Source organism: Streptomyces sp. NPDC002209 (assembly GCF_042890265.1).
GTDB lineage: Bacteria > Actinomycetota > Actinomycetes > Streptomycetales > Streptomycetaceae > Streptomyces.
Genome location: NZ_JBIARX010000005.1, coordinates 85,277 through 110,180, shown reverse-complemented (window position 1 = coordinate 110,180; position 24,904 = coordinate 85,277). Strand labels below are relative to the sequence as shown.

General features: G+C 72.3%; 26 protein-coding genes. 14 read left to right on the top strand and 12 right to left on the bottom strand.

Annotated elements, in window-relative coordinates:
- The first annotated feature begins 57 nt into the window (after positions 1-57).
- Positions 58-2,160 (top strand): ATP-binding protein, encoded by a 2,103-nt coding sequence (locus ACFYXK_RS12130; protein ID WP_389411040.1) that lies wholly within the window; start codon positions 58-60, stop codon positions 2,158-2,160.
- Between the two features lie 144 nt (positions 2,161-2,304).
- Here the strand turns inward: ACFYXK_RS12130 and ACFYXK_RS12125 are convergent, their stop codons facing one another.
- Positions 2,305-2,490, bottom strand: coding sequence for a DUF5999 family protein (locus ACFYXK_RS12125; protein ID WP_030300124.1), 186 nt, complete (start codon positions 2,488-2,490; stop codon positions 2,305-2,307).
- A 444-nt stretch (positions 2,491-2,934) separates the two neighbouring features.
- On the opposite strand from ACFYXK_RS12125, the gene ACFYXK_RS12120 reads away from it, so the two are divergent.
- The gene (locus ACFYXK_RS12120; protein WP_389411039.1) at positions 2,935-3,687 is read left to right on the top strand and encodes a hypothetical protein; all 753 of its coding nucleotides are present in this window, start codon (positions 2,935-2,937) and stop codon (positions 3,685-3,687) included.
- Positions 3,688-3,745: 58 nt separating this feature from the next.
- Here ACFYXK_RS12120 and ACFYXK_RS12115 read toward each other — a convergent pair whose 3' ends face one another.
- Positions 3,746-4,978 carry an acyl-CoA dehydrogenase family protein gene (locus ACFYXK_RS12115; RefSeq protein ID WP_389411038.1) on the bottom strand — a complete coding sequence of 411 codons (1,233 nt, stop codon included), beginning with the start codon at positions 4,976-4,978 and terminating at the stop codon, positions 3,746-3,748.
- 192 nt (positions 4,979-5,170) lie between these two features.
- Between ACFYXK_RS12115 and ACFYXK_RS12110 the strand changes: the two genes are divergently transcribed.
- Entirely contained in the window at positions 5,171-5,815 is a 645-nt protein-coding gene (locus ACFYXK_RS12110) for a TetR family transcriptional regulator (RefSeq protein WP_030300130.1), read from the top strand.
- A gap of 29 nt (positions 5,816-5,844) precedes the next feature.
- On the opposite strand, the gene def is transcribed toward ACFYXK_RS12110, so the two are convergent.
- Positions 5,845-6,408: a peptide deformylase gene (def, locus tag ACFYXK_RS12105; RefSeq protein WP_389411037.1), complete on the bottom strand. Its 564-nt coding sequence runs from the start codon at positions 6,406-6,408 to the stop codon at positions 5,845-5,847.
- Between the two features lie 123 nt (positions 6,409-6,531).
- Here def and ACFYXK_RS12100 point away from each other — a divergent pair, with 123 nt between their 5' ends.
- From ACFYXK_RS12100 to ACFYXK_RS12075, 6 genes are all read left to right on the top strand, one after another.
- Positions 6,532-7,770: a MurT ligase domain-containing protein gene (locus tag ACFYXK_RS12100; protein ID WP_053790204.1), complete on the top strand. Its 1,239-nt coding sequence runs from the start codon at positions 6,532-6,534 to the stop codon at positions 7,768-7,770.
- A 19-nt stretch (positions 7,771-7,789) separates the two neighbouring features.
- Positions 7,790-8,518, top strand: a complete 729-nt coding sequence (locus tag ACFYXK_RS12095) for a glutamine amidotransferase (protein ID WP_327131155.1) — start codon at positions 7,790-7,792, stop codon at positions 8,516-8,518.
- A gap of 214 nt (positions 8,519-8,732) precedes the next feature.
- Positions 8,733-9,758, top strand: coding sequence for a 6-phosphofructokinase (locus tag ACFYXK_RS12090; protein ID WP_389411036.1), 1,026 nt, complete (start codon positions 8,733-8,735; stop codon positions 9,756-9,758).
- Between the two features lie 108 nt (positions 9,759-9,866).
- A complete protein-coding gene (locus tag ACFYXK_RS12085; RefSeq protein WP_389411035.1) occupies positions 9,867-10,829 on the top strand; it encodes a cytochrome c oxidase assembly protein in 963 nt (320 codons plus the stop codon).
- A gap of 32 nt (positions 10,830-10,861) precedes the next feature.
- Positions 10,862-11,020, top strand: a complete 159-nt coding sequence (locus ACFYXK_RS12080; protein WP_266669261.1) for a hypothetical protein — start codon at positions 10,862-10,864, stop codon at positions 11,018-11,020.
- Positions 11,021-11,208: 188 nt separating this feature from the next.
- Positions 11,209-11,919: a lysophospholipid acyltransferase family protein gene (locus ACFYXK_RS12075; RefSeq protein ID WP_389411034.1), complete on the top strand. Its 711-nt coding sequence runs from the start codon at positions 11,209-11,211 to the stop codon at positions 11,917-11,919.
- A gap of 76 nt (positions 11,920-11,995) precedes the next feature.
- Here the strand turns inward: ACFYXK_RS12075 and ACFYXK_RS12070 are convergent, their stop codons facing one another.
- The 7 genes from ACFYXK_RS12070 to ACFYXK_RS12040 form a co-directional block, all read right to left on the bottom strand.
- On the bottom strand, positions 11,996-13,660 hold the full coding sequence (locus ACFYXK_RS12070) for an alpha/beta hydrolase (RefSeq protein ID WP_389411033.1): 1,665 nt from the start codon (positions 13,658-13,660) through the stop codon (positions 11,996-11,998).
- A gap of 191 nt (positions 13,661-13,851) precedes the next feature.
- On the bottom strand, positions 13,852-14,727 hold the full coding sequence (locus ACFYXK_RS12065) for an urease accessory protein UreD (protein WP_389411032.1): 876 nt from the start codon (positions 14,725-14,727) through the stop codon (positions 13,852-13,854).
- Positions 14,724-15,410, bottom strand: a complete 687-nt coding sequence (ureG, locus tag ACFYXK_RS12060) for an urease accessory protein UreG (RefSeq protein ID WP_389411031.1) — start codon at positions 15,408-15,410, stop codon at positions 14,724-14,726. Before ureG ends, ACFYXK_RS12065 begins: the two co-directional genes overlap by 4 nt.
- A gap of 51 nt (positions 15,411-15,461) precedes the next feature.
- Positions 15,462-16,136: an urease accessory protein UreF gene (locus ACFYXK_RS12055; protein ID WP_389411030.1), complete on the bottom strand. Its 675-nt coding sequence runs from the start codon at positions 16,134-16,136 to the stop codon at positions 15,462-15,464.
- Positions 16,137-16,166: 30 nt separating this feature from the next.
- The gene (locus ACFYXK_RS12050; protein ID WP_389411029.1) at positions 16,167-17,888 is read right to left on the bottom strand and encodes an urease subunit alpha; all 1,722 of its coding nucleotides are present in this window, start codon (positions 17,886-17,888) and stop codon (positions 16,167-16,169) included.
- The gene (locus ACFYXK_RS12045) at positions 17,881-18,192 is read right to left on the bottom strand and encodes an urease subunit beta (RefSeq protein WP_267000816.1); all 312 of its coding nucleotides are present in this window, start codon (positions 18,190-18,192) and stop codon (positions 17,881-17,883) included. Before ACFYXK_RS12045 ends, ACFYXK_RS12050 begins: the two co-directional genes overlap by 8 nt.
- Before the next feature lie 14 nt (positions 18,193-18,206).
- Positions 18,207-18,509, bottom strand: a complete 303-nt coding sequence (locus tag ACFYXK_RS12040) for an urease subunit gamma (RefSeq protein ID WP_030300160.1) — start codon at positions 18,507-18,509, stop codon at positions 18,207-18,209.
- A 339-nt stretch (positions 18,510-18,848) separates the two neighbouring features.
- On the opposite strand from ACFYXK_RS12040, the gene ACFYXK_RS12035 reads away from it, so the two are divergent.
- Complete coding sequence (locus ACFYXK_RS12035) at positions 18,849-19,238, top strand: VOC family protein (RefSeq protein WP_389411028.1); 390 nt, start codon at positions 18,849-18,851, stop codon at positions 19,236-19,238.
- Between the two features lie 7 nt (positions 19,239-19,245).
- Here the strand turns inward: ACFYXK_RS12035 and ACFYXK_RS12030 are convergent, their stop codons facing one another.
- Positions 19,246-19,695: an ATP-binding protein gene (locus ACFYXK_RS12030; protein ID WP_266669249.1), complete on the bottom strand. Its 450-nt coding sequence runs from the start codon at positions 19,693-19,695 to the stop codon at positions 19,246-19,248.
- Positions 19,696-19,889: 194 nt separating this feature from the next.
- Here ACFYXK_RS12030 and ACFYXK_RS12025 point away from each other — a divergent pair, with 194 nt between their 5' ends.
- Together ACFYXK_RS12025 and ACFYXK_RS12020 are read left to right on the top strand one after the other, a co-directional pair.
- The gene (locus ACFYXK_RS12025; protein WP_389411027.1) at positions 19,890-20,774 is read left to right on the top strand and encodes a helix-turn-helix domain-containing protein; all 885 of its coding nucleotides are present in this window, start codon (positions 19,890-19,892) and stop codon (positions 20,772-20,774) included.
- Between the two features lie 12 nt (positions 20,775-20,786).
- Positions 20,787-21,011 carry a DUF397 domain-containing protein gene (locus tag ACFYXK_RS12020; RefSeq protein ID WP_389411026.1) on the top strand — a complete coding sequence of 75 codons (225 nt, stop codon included), beginning with the start codon at positions 20,787-20,789 and terminating at the stop codon, positions 21,009-21,011.
- Positions 21,012-21,015: 4 nt separating this feature from the next.
- On the opposite strand, the gene ACFYXK_RS12015 is transcribed toward ACFYXK_RS12020, so the two are convergent.
- Entirely contained in the window at positions 21,016-22,188 is a 1,173-nt protein-coding gene (locus ACFYXK_RS12015; RefSeq protein WP_383519296.1) for an 8-amino-7-oxononanoate synthase, read from the bottom strand.
- A gap of 156 nt (positions 22,189-22,344) precedes the next feature.
- Between ACFYXK_RS12015 and bioB the strand changes: the two genes are divergently transcribed.
- Both bioB and ACFYXK_RS12005 read left to right on the top strand, forming a co-directional pair.
- Complete coding sequence (gene bioB, locus ACFYXK_RS12010; protein WP_389411025.1) at positions 22,345-23,598, top strand: biotin synthase BioB; 1,254 nt, start codon at positions 22,345-22,347, stop codon at positions 23,596-23,598.
- The gene (locus ACFYXK_RS12005; protein WP_389411024.1) at positions 23,591-24,904 is read left to right on the top strand and encodes an adenosylmethionine--8-amino-7-oxononanoate transaminase; all 1,314 of its coding nucleotides are present in this window, start codon (positions 23,591-23,593) and stop codon (positions 24,902-24,904) included. Before bioB ends, ACFYXK_RS12005 begins: the two co-directional genes overlap by 8 nt.

Genomic DNA, 24,904 nt, shown 5'->3' with positions numbered 1-24,904 from the left:
GACAGCAATAGGGACCGAACGGCACTACCGGACAAGAAGATCGCGCACAATACATCCGTGTTCGGTGAGTACGCGTTCAACAGAAAAGAGCCGGATTCCGCGGAGGCCGACGGCGATCCCGAGCCGGCTCGCGGCGCCCTGCCGGGAAACCTGCCGCCCGACCCGGCGGGCTTCATCGGCCGGGAGGGCGAACTCGCCGCACTGCACTGCCTGTTGCGCTCCCGCCGGCTGACCACCCTCACCGGGGTGGGCGGCGTCGGCAAGTCCCGGCTCGCCCTGCGGGCCGTCACCGACCCCGAACAGGACCGGCCCGACGGGGTCTGGTGGGTGGAGCTCTCGCCCCTGCGCGACCCCGGCCTGCTCACGATGACCGTCGCCCACGCCGTCGGCCTCGCCGACCACTCCGCCCGCCCCCTCGACGAGGAGCTGTGCGCGTGGATGGCCGACAAGGAGCTGCTCCTCGTCCTCGACACCTGCGAGCACATGGTGGCCGAATGCCGCCATCTCGTGGGCGAGCTCCTCCAGTCCGCACCCGGACTGACGGTGCTGGTCACCTCCCGCGAACCCCTCGGCAGCCCCTGCGAGAAGGTCGTCGAGGTCTGCCCGCTGCCCTGCGAGGGACCCGACAGCGACGCCCTCGCCCTGTTCCGTGCCCGCGCCGTGGCCGCGACCCCGCAGGCCGCCGCCGCCTTCGAGGACCGCGAACGGGCCGAACTGGCGGCCGAGGTCTGCCGGCGCCTCGACGGAATCCCGCTGGCCCTGGAGCTCGCCGGCGCCCGGCTGCGGCTGTGGACGCTGGAGCAGATGGCGCAGCGCCTCGGCGCCCGCTTCTCCGTGCTGTCCGACACCCGGCCCGTGCTCCAGCCCCGGCACCGGACGATGCGCACCGCGATCGGCTGGAGCCACGAGCTGTGCGAGCCGGTGGAACGGCTGCTGTGGGCCCGGCTGTCCGTCTTCACCGGGGACTTCGACGTGGCCGCGGCCCGGGCTATCTGCTCGGGCGGCCCGCTGCCCGCCTCCCGGGTGGAGCGGGTGCTCGCGGGGCTCGTGGCCAAGTCCGTCGTGCGGCGCAGCCAGGAGCGCGGCGCGGGCGCCCGCTACCGGATGCTGGACACGATCCGCGAGTACGGCCACGACTGGCTGACGGAGCTCGGCGAGGTGCAGACCGTCGCCGACCGGCACGCGCACTGGTACGCGGCGCTCTCCCAGGCCGCCGACCGGGGCTGGCTGAGCCCGGACCAGGTGGACTGGTACCGCAGGATGACCGCCGAGCACGCGCAGCTGCGGACGGCGCTGGAGCACCTCCTCGGCGCCGACCCGGCGGCCGCGCTCGAGATGGCCGGGGCCCTGTGGTTCTTCTGGTTCTCGTGCGGGCACGTCCACGAGGGCCGGGGCTTCCTGGAACGGGCGCTGAAGACGGCCCCCGGCACGGGGGCCGCGTACGCCCAGGCCGTGTGGGCCCTCGGGCTGACCGCCCTGCTCCAGGGGGACATGGACGCGGCCCGGGAGCTGGGCGCGGAGTGCACCCGTGCGGCGGCCCGGCTGGCGGATCCCGAGCCGGAGCTGCGCGCGGCCTACCTGCACGCGGTGTCGGTGCTGATGCCCGGGGATCCCGTACGGGCGCTGGAGCTGGCCGGGCCCCGGGCACGGGCCGGCCACGGCGGACGGACCAGCGGCCCGGGCTGGCTCCTGTGCCGGCTGGCCACCAGCTACGCCCTGTGCGACCTGGAGCGCTTCGAGGAGGCCACCGAGGAGGCGCGGCGGCTGCGCGAGGCCTGTGCGGAGCTGGGCGAGCGCTGGCTGCGGGCGTACGCGGACTACGTGCTGGCGGTCGCGGCGCTCGGGCTCGGCCACCACGGGGAGGCGGCACGCCACGTACGGGCGATGCTCTCGGGCAAGCGGCTGCTCGGCGACCGGTTCGGGATAGCTCTCGGCCTGGACCTGCTCGCGGCGGCGGTGGCGGCCCTGGGCGACGGGGAGCTCGCGGCGCGGCTGCTGGGCACGGGGCACGCCTGGTGGCGCACGGTGGGCCGGCCGCAGATGGGCTCACCCTCGCTGACGGCCCTGCGGGACCGGGGCGAGCGGCAGGCCCGCGCGGCGATCGGCGACGAGGCCTACGAGGCCGCGTTCCTGGGTGGGACGGCGGCGTCCACCGGCTGAACTCCAGCCGGTGGGGCCGCGTAACGCCGGGGCTCCCGTCAGTACGGGAGGGGTCTGCCCGACGGTGTGCGCAGGTCCAGGTCTCGGGGTGCGGGCTTGGGGACGGGCTTGCGGATCAGCTGCTGGCGCATGCGGCCTCCTCGCTCAGACCAGGGCCGGGCGGCGTGGTTCCACCGCGCGGCCGTCGGGGAGCAGCTCACCGGTATCGTCGAAGATCACCAGGCCGTTGCAGAGCAGACTCCAGCCCTGTTCGGGATGGAAGGCCACGGTGCGGGCGGCGTCGTGATCGGCGCTGTCGGCGGACGGGCAGGGGGGCTGGTGGGAGCACATGGCGCACCTCCTCGCAAAGTGGGGCGGGAGGGCCGGTGGTCACCCGGTCGAATCCGCGATCCACGGTGGCGGTGAGTATTACTGATCGCCGCCCCCGGACGGAACCCATTTCGGGGGTCCAGTTCAGGGTGTGTATGCCCGATTACCATGCGCTCATGCCCGGTATCCGGATCGTTCACCGAACGCCTCTGCCGCCCTCGGGGTGAGGCCGGCGGCAGCGGACCGGGTACGCCACGGCGCACGGGTCCCGCCCGCGCGGACGATCATCGCGGCGGCGCCGGCGACGCGCGTCGGAACGCCGTTCACGGCGTCCCCGGGCGTGGGCAGGATCACGTTCGGCGACGCGCCCCTCCCGGGCCGTCGCCCGGCTGCCGCGGGCGGGCGCGGGCTAGGGTGCCGTGATCACCGCCGCCCGGTGATCACCGCGAGACCGAGGAGAGACCCGTGGCCACTCCGCCACCGCAGCACGGCGCCGGCCCGTACCACCCGTACACCCCGCAGCAGGGCGGCCCCTACGCCCCGTACACGATGCCGCAGCAGGCGGCGGGCCCCTACGGCCACCACCCGCTGCCGCAGGCCGCGTACGGCTGCCGCCTGTGCGGTGGCCTGCCGGCCGCGCCGGCCACCGTACGCGGGCACCAGGGCATGCTCGTGCTGATGCGGTTCCTGCGCCAGGAGGGGCCGTTCTGCCGCGACTGCGGACTCGCCACCTACCGCAGGATGTCCGCGGACACGCTCTGGCAGGGCTGGTGGGGCCCGCTGTCCTTCTTCATCACGCCGGTCACCCTGCTGATGAACCTCGGCGCGCGGGCGGCCTTCCTCGGGCTCGCTCCCCCGACGGGCGGCTTCCGGCCCGCACTGGAGCCGGGCAAGCCGCTGTTGCGCCGTCCGCTGGCGCTGGCCTTCCTCGTGGTGATCGTGCTCATCGCCCTGACGCCGCCCACGCTCGTGCTGATCGGCCTGGCGGCCGGGGACGAGAAGCCGCCCGCGCTGATCACGGGGCAGTGCGTCCGCAACGAGGGCGACTTGCACGACATGAAGCTGCTGACCACGGACTGCGGCTCGGCGAACGCCGAGTACCGGGCCACCCGGCCTGCGGACGCGCCCGGCGGCACCTGCGCCCCGCGCGATTTCCTCGCGCCCCCGGAGTACAGCGCCGACGGGTGGACCCTGACCTGTTTGACGCCGCTGCGCTGACAGGCCGGCGGCCCGGACACCGCCGGGTGTCCGGGCCGCCGCCGGTACCGGCCGCGCGCTAGCGGATCGGCATGTCCGAGATGGTGCGGGCGATCACCAGGCGCTGGATCTCGCTGGTCCCCTCGAAGATCGTGTAGATCGCGCTGTCGCGGTGCATGCGCTCCACCGGGTACTCGCGGGTGAAGCCGTTGCCGCCGAGGATCTGGACCGCCTGGGCGGTGACCTTCTTGGCGACCTCGCTCGCGAACAGCTTCGACATCGAGCCCTCCGCCGAGGTGAAGGGCTTGCCCGCGACCGCCATCCACGACGCCCGCCACACCAGCAGCCGGGCCGCGTCGATGGAGGTCCGCATGTCGGCGAGCTGGAAGGCGATGCCCTGGTTGTCGATGATCGGGCGGCCGAACTGGGTACGGGTCTTGGCGTAGTCGAGGGCGACCTCGTACGCGGCGCGCGCGGTGCCGACGGCCATGGCGCCGACCGCCGGGCGGGAGGCCTCGAAGGTGGCCATGGCGGCGTTCTTCACGCGCTCGCCACCGCCGCCGGCCCTGGCCCGCTCGTGGGCCCGCGCGAGGCGCTCGTCCAGCTTGTCCTTGCCGCCGAGCAGGCAGGAGCCGGGGACGCGGACGTCCTCCAGGACCACCTCGGCGGTGTGCGAGGCGCGGATGCCGTGCTTCTTGAACTTCTGCCCCTGGGACAGGCCCGGGGTGTTCGGCGGCACGATGAAGGAGGCGTGCCCCTTCGTGCCGAGCTCCGGGTCGACGACGGCGACGACGATGTGGACGTTGGCGATGCCGCCGTTGGTCGCCCACGTCTTGGTGCCGTTGAGCACCCACTCGTCCTTGGCCTGGTCGTAGACGGCCCGGGTCCGCATCGAGCCGACGTCGGATCCGGCGTCCGGCTCGGAGGAGCAGAAGGCGGCGACCTTCACGTCGTCCGGGGTGCCGTACATCTGCGGGATCCAGGTGCCGATCTGCTCCTCGGTGCCGTTGGCGACGACGCCGATGGCGGCGAGCCCGGTGCCCACGATCGACAGGGCGATGCCCGCGTCGCCCCAGAACAGCTCTTCCATCGCCATCGGGATGCCGAGGCCGGTAGGGTCGAAGAACTGCTGGGCGTAGAAGTCGAGCGAGTAGATCCCGAGCTTCGCGGCCTCCTGGATGACGGGCCACGGAGTCTCTTCGCGCTCGTCCCATTCCGCGGCTGCGGGCCGGATCACTTCGGCCGCGAAGCCGTGGATCCAGTCCCGCACCTGCTTCTGGTCGTCATTGAGCTCCATGGTGAACTCCGCCATGTCCCCTCCAGCTGTGCATCCACCAGTGCGTTACTAGCGGTAACCCCTACGGTGGCCACAGTCTGTTACCGACGAGTAGGGACTGTCAAGCAGCATCGCCCGCGGGGCGGCCGATTCCTTCACGAGGGTGTGCGGGGTGTTACGTTGCGTGGGCGTCACGCACCATCGCAAGGGCGGGGAGAGAAACACGTCATGGAGACCACTCAGCAGGCCGGCGAACCGGGAGCGGCCGAGCGCCGCAGGCGGGAGCTGCTCGAAGCGGCGGACCGGGTCGTCCTCCGGGACGGCCCCAAGGCCTCCATGAACGCCATCGCGGCGGAGGCCGGCATCACCAAGCCGATCCTCTACCGGCACTTCGGCGACAAGGCGGGGCTCTACCAGGCCCTCGCCGTGCGGCACACCGACGCCCTGCTCGACTCGCTGCGGGCCGCGCTCGACGCCCCGGCCGAGCGCCGCAGCCGGGTGGAGTCCACCCTCGACACCTATCTCACGGCCATCGAGGCCCGCCCGCAGGTGTACCGGTTCCTGATGCACCCGGCCGAGGACTCGCACGCCGCCGAGCGCGGCTTCGACGTGGGCCTGCACTCGGCCCCGCTGCTGCGCCGGCTCGGCGAGGAGCTCGCCCAGGTGATCGGCGAGCGCGTGGACCTCGGCCCCGGCGGCGAACGCCTGGCCCGCATCTGGGGCCACGGCATCGTCGGCATGATGCACGCCGCCGGCGACTGGTGGCTCGGCGAGCGCCCGTGCGAGCGTGCGGAGTTGGTCACCGGACTCACCGACCTGCTGTGGGGCCGGCTGGCCACCGCCGGCAACCGCCTGGACGGCCCGGGCTTCTAGGGAGCGGGGTCCCCGGCCGGGGACCCGGCTCAGTCCTGCGGGGCCGCCGCGGCCCGCGCGCCCCACGGCGTCTTGCGAATCGCCCGCCGCAGCCGCCGGGCGCGCAGCCCGGTGACGCGGTCCGCGTAGACCGTGCCGTCGAGGTGGTCGCACTCGTGCTGGAGGCACCGGGCGAAGAACCCGGTGCCGGTGATCCGTACGGGCGCGCCGTCGGAGGTGACCCCTTCGACGACCGCGCGGTCGTACCGGACCGTGCCCGCCTCCAGACCCGGCAGCGACAGGCAGCCCTCGGGGCCGCGGAACTCGTCCCCGTCGGTCTCCACCAGGCGCGGGTTGACGATGTGCCCGACGTGGCGCACGTCCTCGTCGTCGGGGCAGTCGTACACGAACACCCGCTGTGCGACGCCGATCTGGTTCGCGGCGAGGCCGACGCCCTCGGCGGCGTACATCGTCGCGAACATGTCCTCGATGAGCCGGTCGAGGGCCGGGCCGAATGCGGTGACCTCCGCGCAGGCCGAGTGGAGAACCGGATCACCCAGCAGGCTCATGGTGCGGACGAGGCCGGTGGTACCGGGAATGGGGCGCTGTCGCATGGCCGTAAGGGTACGACGGGCGAATATATGAGGAGATCCGCGGCGCCCCGGGGGCGCCGCGGTCAAGGCCCCGGCCGGTACTGGATAGGCTGGGGCCGACCGACGCAAGGAGGACAAGGGACGATGGCAGGCAACACAGAGCCGCTTTCGCCGCGGGCCAAGCTGGCCGTGACGGCGGGCAAGGCCGCGGCGGCGGTGTCGCGGGCCGCGGGACGCGGAAGCGGATCGGTGATCGGTGGCAAGGTCGCACTCAGACTCGACCCCGATCTTCTCGGAGCGCTCGCGCAGCATCTCGACGTCGTCCTCGTCTCCGCGACGAACGGCAAGACCACGACGACCCGGCTGATCGCCGAGGCCCTGCGGGCCAGCGGCCCGGTCGTCTCCAACGCCCTCGGCGCCAACATGCCGGCCGGCATCACCTCCGCCCTCGCGGGCGGCTCGGACGCCAAGTACGGCGTCATCGAGGTGGACGAGAAGTACCTCGCCGGGGTGGCCCGGGACGTCACCCCCAAGGTGATCGCCCTGCTGAACCTCTCCCGCGACCAGCTGGACCGCGCCGCCGAGACCCGCATGCTCGCGGAGAAGTGGCGCGAGGGGCTCCAGGGCTCCAAGGCCGTCATCGTCGCGAACTGCGACGACCCGCTCATCGTGTGGTCGGCCTCCTCCTCGCAGAACGTGGTGTGGGTCGCCGCCGGCCAGGAGTGGAAGGACGACGCCTGGTCGTGCCCCTCCTGCGGTGGCGTCATGCAGCGCCCCGGCGACGACTGGTTCTGCGGCGAGTGCGGCTTCCGGCGCCCCACCCCGAGCTGGGTGCTGTCCGGGGACCACGTGCTGGACCCGCACGGCTCGGCCTGGCCGATCCACCTCCAGCTGCCCGGCCGCGCCAACAAGGCGAACGCCGCCACCTCGGCCGCCGTGGCCGCCGTGTTCGGCGTCCCGCCGCAGGTCGCCCTGGAGCGGATGTACCAGGTGCAGGCCGTCGCCGGCCGCTACGACGTGGTCAACTTCCAGGGCCGCGAGCTGCGCCTGCTGCTCGCCAAGAACCCGGCGGGCTGGCTCGAAACGTTTTCGCTGATCGACCCGCCGCCGACGCCGGTGATCCTGTCGGTGAACGCGCGCGGCGCCGACGGCACGGACACCTCCTGGCTCTGGGACGTGGACTACCCGCGCCTGGCCGGTCACCCGATCTTCGTGATCGGCGACCGCAAGCTGGACCTGGCGGTCCGCCTCGAGGTCGCGGGCCTGGACTTCCGGGTGTGCGAGACCCTCGACGAGGCCGTGCAGCTGGCGCCGCCCGGGCAGATCGAGCTGATCGCCAACTACACCGCCTTCCAGGACGTGCGCCGCCGCGTCGGCAACTAGAACCCTCAAGGACAAGAGCATGAGCGACAACAGCCTGCGTCTGGTGTGGGTCTACCCGGACCTGCTGAGCACGTACGGAGACCAGGGCAACGCCCTCGTGGTGGAGCGCCGGGCGCGCCAGCGCGGCCTGGACGTGCAGCGCGTGGACGTGCGCAGCGACCAGCCCATCCCCACCTCGGGCGACATCTACCTGATCGGCGGCGGTGAGGACCGCCCGCAGCGGCTCGCCGCGGAGCGCCTGCTGCGCGACGGCGGTCTGGAGCGGGCCGTCTCGAACGGGGCGATCGTCTTCTCCGTCTGCGCCGGATACCAGATCCTCGGCAACGAGTTCGTCAACGACATGGGCGAGCGCCAGGAGGGCCTCGGCCTGCTGGACGTGGTCACCGTGCGCGGCGAGGGCGAGCGGTGCGTCGGCGACGTCCTCGCGGACATCGACCCGCGCCTGAACCTGCCCCAGCTGACGGGCTTCGAGAACCACCAGGGCGTCACGCACCTCGGTCCGACGGCCCGCCCGTTCGCGCGGGTCTCGATGGGCCGCGGCAACGGCACCGGCGACGGCACCGAGGGCGCGTACAACGACACGGTCTTCGGCACCTACATGCACGGCCCCGTGATGGCCCGCAACCCGCAGATCGCGGACCTGCTGCTGAAGCTGGCCCTCGACGTGAACGCGCTGCCGCCCATCGACGACCGGTGGTACGAGGCGCTGCGCGCCGAGCGCATCGCGGCGGCCACGCAGCCCGCGTAACACCGCGCGGACCGCTCATCGGGGCGGCCCCGCAATCATGTGTTCGGCCCGGTTTTCCCTAGGGGGAACCGGGCCGACGTGGTTTCGTACGACGATCATGACCAGCATGTGGAGGATGGTTCAGTCCACCGCTCCACCGCTTGTAGGGTGGCCGTAGTTCCAACCGGACGACGTGGTCCGGTCGTCGGCCCACGTTGCAAAGGTTCTTCCTGCCATGCGCATTGGTGTGCTCACTTCCGGCGGCGACTGCCCCGGCCTCAATGCCGTCATCCGCTCCGTCGTGCACCGCTCCGTCGTCGACCACGGCGACGAGGTCATCGGCTTCCACGACGGCTGGCGCGGCCTGCTGGAGTGCGACTACCGCAAGCTCGACCTCGACGCCGTGGCCGGCATCCTGGCCCGCGGCGGCACCATCCTCGGCTCCTCCCGGGTGCAGCCCGCGCACCTGCGCGACGGCGTGGAGCGGGCCCGTGGGCACGTCGCCGACCTCGGCCTGGACGCCATCATCCCGATCGGCGGCGAGGGCACGCTGAAGGCCGCGAACCTGCTCTCGCAGGCCGGGCTGCCGATCGTCGGCGTCCCGAAGACCATCGACAACGACATCGCCTCGACGGACGTCACCTTCGGCTTCGACACCGCCGTCGGGGTCGCCACCGAGGCCCTGGACCGGCTGAAGACCACCGCCGAGTCCCACCAGCGCGTGATGGTCGTGGAGGTCATGGGCCGCCACACCGGCTGGATCGCCCTGCACTCGGGCATGGCGGCCGGCGCGCACGCCATCGTCGTCCCGGAGCGCCCCTTCGACATCGACGAGCTGACGGCGATCGTCGGCGAGCGCTTCTCCGCGGGCAAGCGGTTCGCGATCGTCGTGGTCGCCGAGGGCGCCAAGCCGCGCGCCGGCTCCATGGACTTCCGGGAAGGCGGCACCGACCAGTACGGCCACGAGCGCTTCGCCGGCATCGGCAACCTGCTCGCGGTCGAGCTGGAGCGGCGCCTGGGCAAGGAGGCCCGCCCGGTCATCCTGGGCCACGTCCAGCGCGGCGGTACGCCCACCGCGTACGACCGGGTCCTGGCCACCCGCTTCGGCTGGCACGCGGTCGAGGCGGCGCACCGCGGCGAGTTCGGGATGCTGACCGCGCTGCGCGGCACCGAGATCGAGATGGTCCCGCTCGCCGACGCCGTGCAGACCCTCAAGACGGTCCCGGCGGAGCGCTACGACGAGGCGCAGAACGTTCTGTGATGTTTCCCCCCTTCTGCGCGTCACTCCCTTAACGGGTGCCCCCGGACGATTTCGCGTCCGGGGGCGGCATTACTGTGGTGGGGCACCACAGGTCAAGGGAGTGAACAGATGGATCACAGCGGTCACGGCATGGACATGCACATGGACATGGACCTGCCGCCGTTCACTCTCGGGCGCGGGCTGGAGTTCTCCTTCGACGCCTTCTTCCTGATCGGCTCGCTCGTCGGCCTCGGCCTGTACCTGTGGGGCGTGGTGCGGCTGCGCCGGCGCGGGGACGCCTGGCCGCTGGGCCGGACCATCGCCTTCGTCTCCGGCGTGCTGAGCATCGCGCTGATGATGTGCACCAAGCTGAACGACTACGGCATGGTCATGTTCAGCGTGCACATGGTCCAGCACATGGTCATCAGCATGCTCTCGCCGATCCTGCTGCTGCTGGGCGCACCGGTGACGCTGGCGCTGCGTGCGCTGCCGCCCGCCGCCCGCGGCCGCAAGGGACCGCGCGAGCTGCTGCTGATGCTGCTGCACAGCCGCTACATGAAGGTGATCACCCATCCGGTGTTCACCATCCCGATGTTCATCGCGAGCCTCTACGCCCTCTACTTCACGCCGCTCTTCGACTTCCTCATGGAGAGCAAGGCCGGGCACATCGGCATGATGGTGCACTTCCTGGCCGTCGGCCTGATCTTCTTCTGGCCGATCATGGGCGTGGACCCCGGCCCGCACCGCCCCGGCTACGTGATGCGGATGCTGGAGCTCTTCGCCGGCATGCCGTTCCACGCCTTCTTCGGCATCGCCGTGATGATGGCGAGCGAGCCGATGATCAAGACGTACGCGAACCCGCCGGCCTCCCTCGGCATCGACCCGCTGCTCGACCAGCAGTGGGGCGGCGGCATCGCCTGGGCCTTCAGCGAGATCCCGTCGGTGCTCGTGCTGATCGCGCTGGTCTACCAGTGGTACCACTCCGAGCAGCGGGCGGCGAAGCGCGCGGACCGGGCCGCGGACCGCGACGGCGACCAGGAGCTGGAGGCGTACAACTCCTATCTCGCCTCGCTCCAAGCGCGTGGCCAGTAGCGGAGGAGCACCTCCGCGCGCGACCATGGGGCATGACCGGATCCGTTAAGGCGATGGCCGTCATGACCTTCGCCGCTCTGGTGGCCGTCGCCACGTACTCCGTGGCCCTCGGCAGCAACGGCTGGCTGTGGTTCGCCTGGGTGGTCCTCGGGCTGCTGACCGCCGGCATGGCGGCGTCCAGCAAGACGTGAACCGACGCACCCGCACCACCTGCCCCTCCTCCGGTCCGGCGCTTTCTGCCGAGTCCGGCCGGCCTCCGCAGGAACTCCCGGCAACGCCGTCCGTTCCTGCGGAGGCCGTCGGATTCCGGTGCGCCATGCCCATCCGGCACCGTGTACGGCACACTGACCTGACGCCCAGGTGAAGGGAAAATGCCCCGGTGTTCTACCTCTTGCTCAAGCACGTGCTGCTCGGTCCGCTGCTGCGGCTGCTGTTCCGCCCGCGCATCGAGGGACTGGAGAACATCCCGCCGGAAGGGGCCGCGATCATCGCGGGCAACCACCTGTCCTTCTCCGACCACTTCCTGATGCCGGCCATCCTCAAACGCCGGATCACGTTCCTCGCGAAGGCGGAGTACTTCACGGGCCCCGGGGTGAAGGGGCGGCTGACCGCGTTCTTCTTCCGCACTGCCGGGCAGATCCCGGTGGACCGGTCGGGCAAGGACGCCGGACAGGCCGCGCTGCGCGAGGGGCTCGGAGTACTGGCCAAGGGCGAGCTGCTGGGCATCTACCCCGAGGGCACCCGCTCGCACGACGGGCGGCTGTACAAGGGCAAGGTGGGCGTGGCCGCGATGGCGCTCGGGGCCGGGGTGCCCGTCGTACCGTGCGCGATGGTCGGCACCTTCGAGATCCAGCCGCCCGGGCAGAAGATCCCGAACATCCGGCGCGTGACGATCCGCTTCGGCCGGCCGCTGGACTTCTCGCGGTACGCGGGGCTGGAGGGCGAGCGGGCCGTGCTGCGGGCCGTCACCGACGAGATCATGTACGCCGTCCTCGGGCTGTCCGGCCAGGAGTACGTCGACCGGTACGCCGCCGAGGTCAAGGCGGAGGAGGAGGAAGCGCGGAAGAAGGCCCGGCGCAAGACGCGCTGAGCCTTCTCCCGTGCTGTGCCGTGCCGTGTTGTGCTGTGCCGGCCGTGCTCAGTACTGCTTCATGCCACCGCAGGCCTTAGCGGACGGCGGGCAGTTCCTCCAGCGCCGGCAGGGCCGACGCCGGGGCCGTGGCGAGCGACTTCGCCGTGGCCGGGGCCGGGGCGACCGGAGTGGCGTGCGGACCGCACTTCACGTCCGCGGCGTCGACCTTGCCCTCGAGCAGGTAGGCGTCCACCCGGGTGTTGATGCAGGGGTTCACCAGGCTGGTGACACCGTGCGAGCCGGCGTTCTGCTCGGTGATCAGGCGCGAGCCGGCGAGGCGGCGGTGCAGCTCGACGCCACCCTCGTACGGCGTGGCCGCGTCACGCTCGGACTGGACGATCAGGACCGGGGCCAGGCCGTGCTTGGCACCGACCTCGATCGGCTTGCTCTGCTTGGACTTCCAGGTCGCGCAGGGCAGGTTCATCCACGCGTTGGACCAGGTCAGGAACGGGTACTTCTCGTGCAGCTTGCTGTTGTCCCTGTCCCACTTGGCCCAGCTGGTCGGCCACTTGGCGTCGGCGCACTCGACCGCGGTGTACACCGCGTTGCCGTTCTCCGAGGCGATGTTGCCCTTGATGTCGGACATGTCCGGGGAGATCGCCTCGATCAGCGGCTTCTCGTCACCGGCCACGTACGCGCTGAACGCCTGGGCGACGGGCACCCAGGAGGAGTCGTAGTACGGGGCGCCCTGGAAGAAGCCGATGAGCTCGGCCGGGCCCACGACCCCGCCGAGCGGGTTGGCCTTGGCCTTGGCGCGCAGCTCCTGCCACTTGGCCTCGACCTTGGCGCGGGTGTCGCCGATGTGGAAGACGTTGTCGTTCTTGGCGACCCAGTCCTGCCAGTCGTTCCAGCGCATCTGGAAGGCGACGTCCTGCTCGAGGTTCGCCTCGTACCAGATGTTCTCCTGCGCCGGGTTGACGACGCTGTCGACGATCATGCGGCGCACGTGGGTCGGGAACAGGGTCGCGTAGACCCCGCCGATGTAGGTGCCGTAGGAGACGCCGATGAAGTTCAGCTTCTTCTCGCCCAGGGCGGCACGGATGACGTCCAGGTCACGCGCGATGTTCGGCGTGGTCATGTACGGCAGCATGTCGCCGCTGCGCTCCTTGCAGCCGTCCGCGTACTCCGCGGCGAGCTTGCGCTGGGCGTTCTTGTCGGCCTTGGTGTCCGGGACCGGGTCGGCCTTGGGAGCCTTGACGAACTCCTGCGGGTCGATGCAGGAGATGGGCGCCGAGTGGCCGACGCCGCGGGGGTCGAAGCCCACGAAGTCGTACGCCTTGGAGCTGTTCACCCAGAGCGCGGACTTGGTGGTGACCCGGCGCGGGAAGCGCATGCCGGAACCGCCGGGGCCGCCGGGGTTGTAGAGGAGCGCGCCCTGGCGCTCCTGCTTGGTGCCGGTGCTGACGGCGCGGTCGACCGCGAGCTCGATGGTCTTGCCGAACGGCTTCGCGTAGTCGAGCGGGACCTTGACCCAGCCACACTGGATCGGGGCCTCGAAGCCCCAGTCCGCGGGGCAGTCCTTCCACTCGATCCCGGTGGCGGCGGCGCGGGCCGCGGCGAGCTGGACGCCCAGCGCCTCCGGGAGCGGGGTGTTCTGGGTGGACGAAGCCGCGGCGGCCGGCGGGGCCAGCAGCAGGCTCGCGGCCAGCGCTCCGGTGATCAGAGTGGCAGCGCTCCCCAGCGCTGCAGTGCGTATCACGTGGTTGTTCCCCCTGCGTCAGGCCCGGCCTGAGGAGGCCGGGTTGGTCGGTGCAGTCGGTCTGTGCAGGTGGATCCTTTCGTCTGACCTACACCTGACAACAGACCAAGGTCGCGTTCTTTGCCAACCCGATAACCGGAAAGGCGTGTACCGCTGAGCGGTGTCGCATTCGTCCCAGGTTTGCTCAGCGGTTACCAGCCGTAGGTGCGCCACGCCGCGTCGAGTACCTCGCGCAGCCGCAGCCCGTCCGGGGCCAGAGCCGTCACGAGGACGGCGGGACCGGCCAGCGGAGTGACGGCCGCGAACTCCCCGAGCACCGCGGCGGCCGGCGGCGACACGGCGAAGGCCGGGTCCACGACCAGGAGCTGACCGAGCGCCCGGTGGCCCGCCAGCCCCGCCGGCCCGTCCCAGCCGCCCGGCGCCCCCGGACCGCAGGCCAGCTCCTGGTCCAGCAGCGGGACCCCGCCCCGGGACACGGCGAGCCTGCTGTGCAGCAGGCCCGGCTCCTCCCCCGTCCGGCCCAGCACCTGCTCCTCGCGCAGCAGCAGCCGGGCCGTGGGGGCGAGTTCGGCCCTGGTGTGCACCCGCAGATCGCTGCCGCGTACGGAGACCAGCGGCTCCGGCAGCCACCGTACGGCCGCGTCCTCGGCCAGCGTCAGCCGTACGTCGTACCGCGCGGGCTCACCACCGCGGCCGGGCAGCGCCAGGGTGGCGGCCGCCGAGGCCAGGGCGAGGCGGGCCCCGGGACCGGCGGCGGCCTCCACCGTGAGGTGGTCCCCGCCGAGCGGGGCGCTCATCGCGCCGACCAGCATCACGCCGGCCTCGCCGGCCGTGCCGCGGGTGCGGCGCAGCGCGAGCGGTCCCTCACCGGCCAGCAGCGGCAGGGCGGTACCGCCGCGGCCGTCGGCGACTGCGCGGATCCGGGCGGTGGCCCGTACACCGGCCGGGGCGAGGGCGGGTGCAGGAGGAGCGGACGCAGCGCAAGCAGACGGGGCCGGGGCCGGCGTCAGGGCCTGAGTCGGGGCCGGCGGGGCGGCGGGAGGCGCGGGGGCCGCCGTGGGGCTCACCGCGCGGCCCAGGCGGCGATCCGCTCGCGCACCCATGCGGCCACCGGCGCCACGCCGTCCTGCGCGCGCAGCGACTGGAAGGCGACGGGGAGTTCGCCGCGCTGCTCGGCGGCGTCGCGGGCCATCCGGTCCAGGTCGGAGCCCACGTAGGGGGCGAGGTCGGTCTTGTTGACGACGAGCAGGTCGGCGGTGGTGACGCCGGGTCCGCCCTTGCGCGGGATGTCGTCGCCGCCCGCCACGTCGATGACGAAGATCTGGGCGTCGACGAGGCCGCGGGAGAAGGTGGCGGTGAGGTTGTCGCCGCCGGACTCGACGAGGATCAGGTCGAGCGGGCCGACCGTCTCCTCCAGCTCCTCGACCGCCTCCAGATTGGCGGAGATGTCGTCGCGGATGGCGGTGTGCGGGCAGGCACCGGTCTCCACCGCGCTGATCCGCTCGGGCGGCAGCACGGCCTCGCGGAGCAGGAACTCGGCGTCCTCACGCGTGTAGATGTCGTTGGTGACCACGGCCATGGACAGCTCGGTGCGCAGGGCGCGGCAGAGGGCGGCGACGGTGGCCGTCTTGCCGGAGCCGACGGGTCCGCCGAGGCCGATCCGCAGGGCGCGGCGCGAGCCGTCCGCCCGTACCGGCTCGGCGCTGTGGGTGTGGCGCTGGGGGTAGGTCACGCCGTGGTCGAGATGCATGGGGTCTCCGGAGTCGATCGTGGGGGCGGTCGGGGAGCGGTGGGGAGCCGGTCACGAGGCGAAGAGCCGTACCGGCCAGTCGGCATGGCTCTGGGCCGCGATGTCCAGCAGTGGGGAGGAGGCCGCGGGCAGCGCGTCCGGGCCCTGCGACAGCGCCCGGTGCGCGGCCTGCGCGGCGTGCGCGGCGACGTCGTCGAGTTCGGGGGCGAGGCGGGCCAGGACCCCGCTCGCCTCGAAGGGGTCCAGGCCGAGCAGTCGCACGGTCGCGGTGGCCGGTCCGCCGACGCTCTCGTACGCCGCCACGTGCGCGGCGTCCAGCGGCCCGAGCCCGGCCGCCCGGGCGGTGAGCCCGAGCACCACCGGCTGGTGCGCCCCGCGCGGGAAGGCCGTGGCGAGCGCGTCGAGTTCGGCGGCGGGCCAGGTGGCCCGGCCGGCCCGCAGCAGCTGCCGGCCGAGCCGCCGGGCCGCGGTGCGCAGCGCGGGCGACGGGGTGCGGGCGTCGGCGGCCGTGTCGAGGACCGCCGGGTCGAGTCCGAGGGCCGCGGCCGCCGCGAGTGCGGCGGCGACGAGTCCGGCCGTGTGCAGCCGGCCGCGGCAGAACTCCTCGAGGGTGGCGGCGTCGTGGATCCGGCCGGCCTTGCAGGCGGCCTCGGCCCCGCCCGAGTGGGCGTGCCCGCCGGCGGGGAAGCGCCCGTCGGCGAGCACGAGCAGTGCGGCGCGGCTCATCGGGTCGCGCCCTTCGCAAGAGGTCCCATGTCAGAACAGGAAGTAGCGCTGGGCCATGGGCAGTTCCGCCGCGGGCGCGGGCTCCACGGCCTCCCCGTCGATGGTGACCGTGAAGGTGTCGGCGTCGACCTCGACCCTCGGCATGGCGTCGTTGTTGCGCATGTCCGCCTTGCTCACCTTGCGGGTGCTCTCTATCGCCACGAACTGCTTGCCGAGTCCGAGCCGTTCGGGCAGCGCGTCGTCGAGCGCGGCCTGCGCGGTGAAGTTGACCGAGTTCAGCCCGGGGGCCCGGCCGTGGCCGCCGAACATCGGGCGGGGCAGCACCGGCTGGGGGGTGGGGATGGAGGCGTTCGCATCACCCATCTGGGCGTACGCGATCTGGCCACCCTTGATGACCACTTCGGGTTTGACCCCGAAGAAGGCCGGTGTCCACAACACCAGGTCGGCGAGCTTGCCGGTCTCCACCGAGCCGATCTCCCGCGCGAGGCCCTGGGCCACGGCGGGGTTGATCGTGTACTTCGCGACGTAGCGGCGGGCGCGGTGGTTGTCGGCGGGTCCGTCGCCGGGCAGGAAGCCGCGCCGCTTCTTCATCACGTGGGCGGTCTGCCAGGTGCGCAGCACGACCTCGCCGACGCGGCCCATGGCCTGGGCGTCGGAGGAGATGATGGAGATGGCGCCGAGGTCGTGCAGGACGTCCTCGGCGGCGATGGTCGAGGGCCGGATCCGGGACTCGGCGAACGCGAGGTCCTCGGGGACCGCCGGGTTGAGGTGGTGGCAGACCATCAGCATGTCGAGGTGTTCGTCGATGGTGTTGACGGTGTGCGGCCGGGTCGGGTTGGTGGAGCTGGGCAGGATGTTCGGCTCGGAGACCACGGTGATGATGTCGGGTGCGTGCCCGCCGCCCGCGCCCTCGGTGTGGTACGAGTGGATGGTCCGCCCGGCGATGGCGGCGAGGGTGTCGCCGACGAATCCGGCCTCGTTGAGGGTGTCGGTGTGGATGGCGACCTGGGCGCCGGTCTCATCGCAGACGCTCAGGCAGGCGTCGATGACGGCGGGGGTGGACCCCCAGTCCTCGTGGATCTTGAACCCGAGGGCGCCGCCGCGCAGCTGGGAGTGCATGGCCTCGCGGGACATGGTGTTGCCCTTGCCCAGCAGGCCGATGTTGACGGGGTAGGACTCCAGGGCCGCGAACATCCGGGCGAGGTGCCAGGGGCCGGGGGTGACGGTGGTGGCCTTGGTGCCCTCGGCGGGTCCGGTGCCGCCGCCGACGAGGGTGGTGATGCCGGAGGCCAGGGCCTCGTCGACGACGGTCGGGGAGATGAAGTGCACGTGGGCGTCGATGGCACCCGCGGTGACGATCTTCCCGTTGCCCGCGATGATCTCGGTCTCGGGGCCGATCACGAGTGCGGGATCCACCCCGTCCATCGTGTCGGGGTTGCCGGCCTTGCCGATGCCGCAGATGCGGCCGTCGCGGATGCCGATGTCGGCCTTGACGATGCCCCAGTGGTCGAGGACGACGACTCCGGTGATCACGGTGTCGGGGGCGCCCTCGGCGCGGGTGGTCCGGGCCTGGCCCATGGACTCGCGGATCACCTTGCCGCCGCCGAACACGGCCTCGTCGCCGGAGCGTCCGGGGCCGCCGCTGAGATCCTGCTCGATCTCGACGAAGAGGTCGGTGTCCGCGAGCCGGATCCGGTCGCCGGCGGTCGGTCCGAAGAGGTCGGCGTACGCCCCGCGGTCGAGCTCAGCCATCGAGCGGCCCTCCGGTCTCGCCGCGCAGGCCCGGTACGGTCCGCAGCCCGCCCAGCGGTACGAGTTCCACGGCTACCGGGATGCCCGGCTCGAAGCGCACGGCGGTCCCGGCGGCGATGTTGAGGCGCAGGCCGCGGGCGGCCCGGCGGTCGAAGTCGAGGCCGGGGTTGGCCTCGGCGAAGTGGTAGTGGGAGCCGACCTGTACGGGCCGGTCGGCGGCGTTGAGCACGGTGAGGCGGGTGACGGGACGGCCCTCATTGAGGCGCACCGGGCCGTCCCCGTGGACGATTTCGCCGGGGATCATGCGGGTACTCCCCTTCAGACGATCGGGTCGTGGACGGTGACGAGCTTGGTGCCGTCCGGGAAGGTCGCCTCGACCTGGACGTCGTGGATCATCTCGGGGATCCCCTCCATCACCTCGGCGCGGCCGAGGACGGTGCGCCCGGAAGCCATGAGCTCGGCCACGGTCCGCCCGTCGCGCGCCCCTTCGAGGATGTGCGAGGTGATCAGGGCGACCGCTTCGGGGTGGTTGAGGAGGACCCCGCGCGCCCTGCGCTTCTCGGCCACGTCGGCGGCCACGTGGATGAGCAGTCGTTCCTGCTCGTGCGGTGTCAGTTGCACTCGTAACTCACCAAGCTTCCAGGACAAGATCGACATCATGCCGGGCCGACCCTAGCGACCTTCAACACTCTGTTGACCTGCGCATATCTGCGCCAAGCATGTCTTGCCCAACGCAGGGAAAGGCTTTCCGTGCCGAGCACCGCCGCTTTACCCGCGGATGGGTGATCATTGACGGAAGCCCGTGGCCGCCACGCTAGGCGCCGCGCTTTTCCGCTGCGTTAACCCACGTTTCGGGCAGGCACCCGGTTCAACTCCCGGGCCGCCCGCAGCCGGTTCCGTATACGGACCGGACCTACGGTCCCCCGGCCGGCGCCGCTGGACCCGCCACAGAGGAGATGCATGTTCGTCAACCCGGTGCGCCACATCACCTTCGATGCGCTCGACCCGTACAGGACCGCCGAGTTCTGGTCCGCCGTGACCGGCTTCCCGATCCACCCGGACGACCGGGAGGGCGACGACGAGATCCTGCTGGACCCGGCGCAACCCGGGGTCCCGGGTCTGCTGTTCATCCGGGTACCGGACGCCAAGTCCGTCAAGAACCGGGTCCACCTGGACATCCAGCCGCCCACCGGCACCCGGGACGAGACCGTCGAGCGGCTCATCGGGCTCGGGGCGAAGCTGGTCGACGACCGGCGCCGGGAGGACGGCTCCGGCTGGGCCGTGCTCGCCGATCCGGAGGGCAACGAGCTGTGCATCGAGCGCAGCGCCGCGGAGCGCGGGCAGGGCTGAGCGCCGCTCAACAGCCGGTGACGCTCTTCGCGGGAGCCCCGACGGGCCAGGGCAGGGCGATCCAGACGGTCTTGCCGCCGTCCTCGGTGGGGCTGACGGAGAGCCGGCCGCCGGCTTCGGCGGTGAGCCAGCGGATGATGACCATCCCCCGACCGTTGTCCTGCTGGACGGCGGCCGGGAGCCGCTTGGGCCAGCGCGGGTGGCTGTCGGTCACCCCGACGCGGAGCCACTCCCCGCGCTCGAGGCGGATGTCCACGGTGAAGGTGGGCGACTGGCCGAAGGTGTGCTGCACGGCGTTGGTGGCGAGCTCCGAGACGATCAGCCGGACGCTGTCGGCGGTGTCGGCCTCGTCGGGCAGTCCCCATTCGCCGAGCACCTCCGCGACGTAGCGGCGGGCGGTGGCGACCGAAGCGGGATCGCTCGGCAGAGTGACGGATGCTTCCTGGTGATCTGCCATGACGACGGTCCCTTTCCCACCGGGGCGAAACCCCGGATCTGTGCTGGACGCCAGAGTGCCACCCATCGTCCCGCCGGTGCGGCCGTTCCCCCAAGATCTGCATATATCTGTCGCTCAATGCAGTGAACTCTGCTACGGAAGAGCGTATTTGGACGGCAGACTGGTGCGAGCTGTGCCGGTGGAAGGAGGCGGGTATGCAGCACGGTCCCGCGGTGCGTCGGCGCAAGCTCGGCGAGGAACTGCGCGCGCTGCGCGACCGGACCGGACTCACCAGTGGTGAGGCGGCCCGGATCGCAGGGTGGCACCAGTCGAAAATCAGCCGCATCGAGACCGGGCGCAGTGGCGTGAAACCAGAGGACATCCGCCTCCTCCTCGACGTCTACGCAGAGGTCGTCAGCCCCGAGCAGCGGGCGCTGCTGGAGGCCCTGTCGGCCTCGGCGGCGGGCCCCGGTCCGGGCGGGGACACCGGGCGCGGCCGCCAGTGGTGGCACGACTACCGCGGGCTGCTGCCGCAGGAGTACCGGGATTTCATCAGCCTGGAGGCGGGCGCCCGCTCGGCCCGTACGGTCGAACTCTCCGTGGTGCCCGGCCTGCTTCAGACCCCGGAGTACGCGCGCGCGGTGACCCGGGCCGCGCTCGGCGGGCTGCCGGAACCCAAGGTCGACGCGCTGGTCGACGTGCGGCTGGCCCGGCAGTCGGTGCTGCGGGCCGATCCGCCGCTGCAGCTGAGCGCCGTACTGGACGAGGCGGTACTGCGGCGGCAGATCGGCGGCCCCGGGGTGATGGCGGCGCAATTGCGGCATCTGGTGCAGGTGGCCCGGCTGCCCCAAGTGCGGCTGCAGGTACTGCCGTTCAGCGTGGGGGGTCATCTCGGCCTGACCGGACCGTTCGTTATTTTCTCATTTCCGAACATCGCCGATCTGGATGTGGTGGTACTCGACCATTTGACGAGTAGCCTCTATCTGGAGCGGAAGGAAGACCTCGAGGCGTACAGCGCCGCGTTCCGCACCATCCAGGCGCACGCCCTCCCGCCCCAGGACTCGTCGGATCTCATCAGCTCACTCGCTGACGACGCGTAAGGAGGCACCCCCGTGTCCGCAACCCCCCTCTCCACCAGCGGACTTCTGATCAGAGCGCGGTGGCGGCGGAGCAGCCGCAGCACCGGAATGAACAACTGCGTGGAAACGGCCGTCCTCAGTGGCAGCGGCCTGCTGGCCGTCCGCGACTCCAAGCGGACGGACGGCCCGGCCGTGCTCTTCACCGGGCCGGCCTGGGACGGCTTCCTCGCATCCGTACGGGCGGACGTGCTCGCGTGACGCCCTAGCGGTCCGTGGCTCCGGCCGGAGCGGTCCCCAGGATCGTCTCGACGGCCCGGTCGATCTCGTCCCCCGTGAGATCGGCCCGTGCGGTCAGCCGCAGCCGGGAGATGCCGTCCGGCACCGACGGCGGACGGAAGCATCCCACGGACAGACCTGCCTCGCGGCAGTCGGCGGCCCAGCGCAGTGCCGCCGAAGCCGACGGGGCCCGTACCGACACCACGGCCGCGTCCGGCCGGGCCGCGGTCAGGCCGGACGCGGTGAGCCGCCCGTACAGCCGGCCGGCCACCTCGCGGGCCCGGCCGGCGCGCTCCGGCTCCCGCCGGAGCAGGCGCAGGCTCGCCAGCGCCGCACCCGCGGCGGCCGGTGCCAGCCCGGTGTCGAAGATGAAGGTGCGCGCCGTGTTGACGAGGTGCCGGATCACCTTGGCCGGACCGAGCACCGCTCCGCCCTGGCTGCCCAGGGACTTCGACAGCGTCAGGGTGGCGACCACCCCGGGCGCGCCCGCGAGTCCGGCCGCGTGCAGGGCTCCGCGACCGCCCTCCCCGAGCACGCCCAGCCCGTGGGCGTCGTCCACGACCAGGGCCGCGCCCTCCTCCCGGCAGGCGGCCGCGTACGCGGCGAGCGGGGCGGCGTCCCCGTCCACGGAGAACACCGAGTCGCTGACCAGCAGCGCCCTGCCCTCGTGCGTGGCGAGCGTCTTGCGCGCGGCCTCCGGGTCGGAGTGCGGGATCACCTCGGTCGCGGCGCGGGAGAGCCGGCAGCCGTCGACGATCGAGGCGTGGTTGCCGGCGTCGGACACGACGAGGGTGCCCCGGTCGCTGAGCGCGGTGACGGCCGCCAGGTTGGCGGCGTACCCGGAGGACAGCACGAGCGCCGCCTCGAACCCGCAGAAGGCCGCGAGCTCCCGCTCGAGCTCCGCATGAAGCTCGGTCGTTCCGGTCACCAGGCGTGATCCCGTGGCCCCGGCGCCCCACCGCTCGGCCGCCTCGCGCGCACCGCGCACGGTCTCGGGGTGCCGCGACAGGCCGAGGTAGTCGTTGCTCGCGAGGTCCAGCAGCGGCGAGGCGGCCGGGCGGGGGCGCAGCGTCCGGACGAGCCCGGCCTTCTCACGGGCCCGCTCCGCGTCGTCGATCCAGGCGAACACGTCATCGGGCTCGGGGCTGTGCTGGGGCATCGGCGGGTCCTCGTGTTTTGTCGGCTGTCCACAGACGTGCCTGACCCTAACGGCCGTCACCCGAGTGCCAGGTGTGGCGATACACACACTCCGTTCCGGCCATGTTGTGCGATCTCTCCTTGGCCGGGAGTGGTGGTGTGGTCCAGGATCGGCGTCATGGACCTGCTGAACACCCTGGTGGACAAGGGGCTGCGGCGCGAGCTGCCGACCCGCGAAGAGGCACTCGCCGTGCTGGCGACCTCTGACGACGAACTGCTCGACGTGGTGGCCGCGGCCGGCAAGGTGCGCCGCCAGTGGTTCGGGCGTCGGGTCAAGCTGAACTACCTGGTCAACCTGAAGTCCGGGCTCTGCCCGGAGGACTGCTCCTACTGCTCCCAGCGCCTGGGGTCGAAGGCGGAGATCCTCAAGTACACGTGGCTGAAGCCGGACGAGGCCTCGCAGGCCGCCGCGGCGGGTGTCGCGGGCGGCGCGAAGCGCGTGTGCCTGGTGGCGAGCGGGCGCGGTCCGACGGACCGCGACGTCGAGCGGGTCGGCAAGACGATCGAGGCGATCAAGGAGCAGAACGAGGGCGTCGAGGTGTGCGCGTGCCTCGGTCTGCTCTCGGACGGCCAGGCGGAGCGTCTGAAGGACGCGGGCGCCGATGCCTACAACCACAACCTGAACACCTCCGAGGCCACGTACGGCCAGATCACCAAGACCCACACCTACGCGGACCGGGTCGACACGGTGCAAAAGGCGCACGCGGCGGGCCTGTCCGCCTGCTCCGGTCTCATCGCCGGCATGGGCGAGAGCGACGAGGACCTGGTCGACGTCGTCTACTCGCTGCGCGAGCTGGACTCGGACTCGGTGCCGGTCAACTTCCTGATCCCCTTCGAGGGCACCCCGCTGGCCAAGGAGTGGAACCTCACCCCGCAGCGCTGCCTGCGGATCCTGGCGATGGTCCGGTTCGTCTGCCCCGACGTGGAGGTCCGGATCGCCGGCGGCCGCGAGGTGCACCTGCGCTCGATGCAGCCGATCGCGCTGAACATCGCCAACTCGATCTTCCTCGGTGACTACCTCACCAGTGAGGGCCAGGCGGGCCAGGCCGACCTCGACATGATCGCGGACGCCGGCTTCGAGGTGGAGGGCGCCGGTACGACGACCCTCCCGGCGCACCGTGCGGACGCGTTGGCGGCCGCCAGGGCCGCGGCCGCCCAGGGACCGTGCGGCTCCTCGGCTGCCGAGGCGGGCTGCGGTTCGGCGTGCGGCGGCTGCTCGGGCCACGAGGCCGTCCCCGCGCAGGCGGCGGTCGCGGCGTCGGCTCCCGTGCCCGCCGGGGCTCCGGCTCAGGCTGCGGCGGGCGAGGTCCGCTCGGACCTCGTGGCGGTCCGCCGCCGGGGCGCAGGGACGGACCTCGCGCCCAATGCCTGACCAGCGCCACCCGATGCCGGCCGCGGAACTGCTCGCGCTGGACCGGCAGCACGTCTGGCACCCGTACGGCCCGATGCCCGGGCGGCAGGAGCCGCTGGCCGTCTCCTCCGCCTCGGGCGTCCGGCTGCGGCTGGCCGAGCCCTCCCAGGGGCAGGACGAGCTGGTCGACGGCATGTCCTCCTGGTGGTCGGCGATCCACGGCTACAACCACCCGGTGCTGAACGAGGCCGTGACCGACCAGCTCGGCCGGATGTCGCACGTGATGTTCGGCGGGCTCACCCACGAGCCCGCCGTCCGGCTGGCCGCCCGGCTGGTCGAGATCACTCCGGCCGGCCTGGAGCACGTCTTCCTCGCCGACTCGGGCTCGGTCTCGGTCGAGGTCGCGGTGAAGATGTGCCTCCAGTACTGGCGTTCCATCGGCCGGCCCGGCAAGACCAGGCTGCTGACCTGGCGCGGCGGCTACCACGGTGACACGTGGACGCCGATGGCGGTCTGCGACCCCGAGGGCGGCATGCACGAGCTCTGGTCGGGGATCCTCCCGCGCCAGTTGTTCGCCGATGTGCCGCCGAGCGGCTTCGACGCGCCCGTGGACCCCGCGTACGTCGACCACCTGCGCTCCCTGCTGTCCGCGCACGCGGACGAGCTGGCCGCGGTGATCGTGGAGCCGGTGGTCCAGGGCGCGGGCGGCATGCGCTTCCACAACCCGGGCTACCTGCGGGTGCTGCGCGAACTGTGCGACGAGTACGACGTCCTGCTCATCCTGGACGAGATCGCGACGGGCTTCGGCCGCACCGGCGCCCTGTTCGCGGCGGACCACGCGGGGATGACCCCGGACGTGATGTGCCTGGGCAAGTCCCTGACCGGCGGCTACCTCACGCTGGCGGCGACGCTGTGCACGGAGCGGGTGGCGGACGGGATCTCCCGGGGCGCCGTCCCGGTCCTCGCGCACGGGCCGACGTTCATGGGCAACCCGCTCGCCACGGCCGTGGCGCTGGCCTCGATCGACCTGCTGCTCGGCCAGGACTGGCAGCGTGAGGTCAAGCGCATCGAGGCGGGGCTCGTGGAGGGCCTGGCCCCGGCACGGGACCTGCCCGGTGTCCGGGACGTACGCGTCCTCGGTGCGATCGGCGTGGTCCAGCTGACCCACGAGGTCGACGTGGCCGCGGCGACCCGGGCGGCGGTCCGCGAAGGCGTGTGGGTGCGCCCGTTCAGGGACCTGATCTACGTGATGCCGCCGTTCGTCACGGGCGACGGCGACGTGGCCCGCATCTGCCGCGCCGTGTGCGCGGCGGCGGCGGAGGGCTGA